This window comes from Pseudomonas sp. 102515 (genome assembly GCF_031085165.1).
Classification (GTDB): Bacteria; Pseudomonadota; Gammaproteobacteria; order Pseudomonadales; family Pseudomonadaceae; genus Chryseomonas.
This window is the reverse complement of record NZ_JAVHTY010000033.1, coordinates 1-223: the sequence shown is the minus strand read 5'-3', so window position 1 is coordinate 223 and position 223 is coordinate 1. Positions and strand designations below refer to the sequence as shown.

Here is a 223-nt window from a genome sequence, read left to right as displayed (position 1 = left end):
CTATGACGATCCGGACGTCATCGCCGGCCAGGGCACCGTGGCCATGGAGATCCTGCGCCAGCATCCGGGGCGGCTCGATGCCATCTTCGTCCCGGTCGGGGGTGGCGGCCTAATCGCCGGCATCGCCGCCTATGTGAAATACCTGCGGCCCGAGATCAGGGTGATCGGCGTCGAGCCGGACGACTCCAACTGCCTGCAGCAGGCCATGGCCGCCGGCGAGCGG

At 69.1% G+C, this 223-nt stretch carries 1 protein-coding gene; it reads left to right on the top strand.

Features of this window, described 5'->3' with window-relative positions; genetic code table 11:
- A partial coding sequence (locus tag RCF34_RS22860; RefSeq protein ID WP_308710169.1) for a pyridoxal-phosphate dependent enzyme occupies positions 1–223 on the top strand: 223 nt, incomplete at both ends.